The following is a 2,836-nucleotide window of genomic DNA, read 5'->3' as shown; positions in this document are numbered from 1 at the left end:
CCCTTCGAAAATACTTCCCCGACGCCAGGCCTCGAGTGGCTCGGTGAATCCTTCCCCGAGACATTCAACGAGCAACTCAATTCGCCGGTCCTGTACGTAGCCAGCCGTGACGAGCGCCTGCGAGCTTACGATCGCCAGGGCGTTCCCGCGGGCGTTCACGCTTCGCGCGCCACCCTCTACCGCATCGCCGAGCAGATGGATGTCGATTACGCCGTCCTCGGTTCGTATCGGTACGACGGCACCCGCCTGACTGCTACCGCGCAATTGCTCGACATGCGCTCTCAGAAACTCTTGCCCCCCGTAACCGAATCCGCGCCCCTCGCCGATTTCGGCACCCTGCAGTCTGCGCTGGCGTGGGACTTGCTGCGCTCGATCCGCACCGACTTCTCCGTGCCCAAGGACAGATACATCGCGAGTGTTTCCGCCATCCGTCTCGACGCCTTGGAAAACTACGTGCGCGGCATGCTCGCGACGACTGCCGAAGAAAAACTGCAGTATTATCGCGAAGCCGTTCGCCTGAGTCCGGATTATGCCAAGGCTTGGCTCGAACTGGGCAAGACCTACTACGCGCAGCGCGCGTACGAACCGGCGATTGCCGCGCTCGGCCATGTCCCGCAGTCTTCGCCGGTAGCACGCGAAGCCAATTTCTATCTTGGTCTCGCCGCCTACGCTCACGGAGACTTCGCGAAATCCGAAAGCGCCTTTGAGTTCGTCGCCACGCGCTTGCCGCTCGCCGAGGTCTACAACAATCTGGGAGTGGTCGCCGCCCGGCGCGGCCACAACTCCAAGACGATTACCGACTATTTCGAGCGCGCCATTCAGGACGACCCGAGCGATGCCGACTATCACTTCAACCTCGCCGTCGCCCTTATGCGAACCGGCGACCGTGCGGGCGCGGCCCGCGAACTGCATGCAACCCTCGACCATCGCCCGAATGACGCCGAGGCGACCGTGTTGCTTGACTCCCTGTCGCCTTCGCCGGGAACCGTTGTTCCGAGCAGTGTTACCTCGAAAACTCCGGCCGAGCGCATCAAGCGTAACTACGAGGAAACCGCCTTCCGCCAGATGACCATGCAAATGGAAAGCTGGGCGGAGCAGCAGTTTGCGCGATCCGATCCCCGCACCCATGCGCGTTATCACCTCGAACTCGGCAAAGAACTCATGGCCCACGGATTCACCTCCGAAGCCGAAACCGAATTTCGTCACGCCGCTGCGGTCGATCCCTCGAGCGCCGCGCCGCTCACCGCGCTCGCCGAAGATTACGACGCTCGCGGCGATGCCCACGAAGCCCGCGCCGAAGCCGAGGCTGCTCTCCGCATTCGCGAGTCGGCGGATGCCTACTTGATTCTTGCCCGCCTCGATCTGAGAGAAAATAGAATGGAAGCCGCCGCCCAGAACATCAACCGGGCGCTGCAGCTGGAGCCCGGCAATTCCGCCGGTCAAGACCTGAAACGCACCCTCGCAGCCAAGCTCGCGGAGAAAGCGCAGCCGCTGTCACCGCCATGAGTCTCATAAAAACAAAATCAGCTCTCAGCTCTCGGCTCTCAGCTCTCAGAAATAGCCTGACAGCGCGTTTTTGCTTCGCCATTGTTGCCACTGTATTTCTGGTGGCGCCCTGCTCCGCCGACGTCCTGCGCATCACGCTCGACGACGCTATTCAGCCCGTCACCGCCGAGTACATTGGCCGCGCGCTCGCCGTGGCCGCTGCCAATCACGATCAGGCGGTTGTGATCGAGATCAACACTCCCGGAGGGCTAGTCGATTCCACCCGCGAAATTATCGAGAAGATCGTCGCCTCGCCGATCCCCGTCATTATTTATGTGACGCCCAGCGGCAGCCGCGCCGCATCGGCCGGCTTCTTCATTCTCGAGTCGGCCGACGTCGCGGCCATGGCTCCGGGAACCAATACTGGCGCGGCCCATCCCGTCATCCTCGGCGGCGAAAAAATGGATGACGTCATGAAAATGAAAATGGAGAACGACGCCGCGGCCCTGATGCGTTCCGTCGTCGCCAAGCGCGGACGCAACGTCGAACTGGCCGAGAGCGCCGTGCGCGAGTCCAAATCCTTTACCGAGCAAGAGGCGCTCGACAAAAAGCTGATCGAATACATTGCTCCAAACGAGCGAGATCTATTTCATCAACTCACCGGCAAGAGCTTCAAGCGATTCGACGGCACAACCGTCACCCTCAACCTCGAAAACGAACCCCTGCGCGACTACCGCATGACGCTCAAGGAGCGCATCCTCTCCTACATCATGGACCCGAACGTCGCCTTCATTCTGCTGGCCATCGGTGCGCTCGCCCTCTACGCCGAATTCAATCATCCCGGCGCGGTCATTCCCGGAACCGTCGGCGTGGTCTTTATTCTTCTGGCGGCGTTTGCCTTGAACCTGCTGCCGGTGCGCTTCGCGGCCATTGCCATGATCATCGGAGCCTTCGCCCTCTTCGCCGCCGAAGCCAAATTCGCGAGCCACGGTGTGCTCACCACGGGAGGGATTGTCCTGTTGACGCTGGGCGGCCTCTTTCTGGTCGATGCGCCCATCCCGGAAATGCGCGTTCACCTCGTGACCGCGCTTGCCGTCAGCATTCCGCTAGGAATCATCACGGCTTTCCTGATGAGCATCGCCGTGCGCGCTCGCCGCAACAAGATTGTCACCGGCAAACAAGGCTTGATCGGCGAAATCGGAGTTGCGCAAAGCCTGCTCGCGCCTGCCGGAAAAGTTTTCGTCCACGGCGAGCTTTGGGACGCCGTCTCTACCGTCCCAGTTCCCGCCGGAGAACAAATCGTCGTGCGCCAGATCGATGGACTTACGCTAAGAGTCGATCCCGTGGCGGC

Annotated in this window: 2 protein-coding genes; both read left to right on the top strand. The window is 61.4% G+C overall.

The window, feature by feature from the left end:
* A partial coding sequence (locus ABSF49_RS21395; RefSeq protein WP_424114651.1) for a tetratricopeptide repeat protein occupies positions 1–1,506 on the top strand: 1,506 nt, incomplete at its 5' end.
* On the top strand, positions 1,503–2,836 hold a 1,334-nt coding region (locus tag ABSF49_RS21390; protein WP_424114650.1), incomplete at its 3' end, for an NfeD family protein. The genes ABSF49_RS21395 and ABSF49_RS21390, both read left to right, overlap by 4 nt.

It is taken from the genome of Roseiarcus sp. (genome assembly GCF_049514155.1).
Lineage (GTDB): Bacteria > Pseudomonadota > Alphaproteobacteria > Rhizobiales > Beijerinckiaceae > Roseiarcus.
This window is presented reverse-complemented; position numbering and strand designations above follow the sequence as displayed.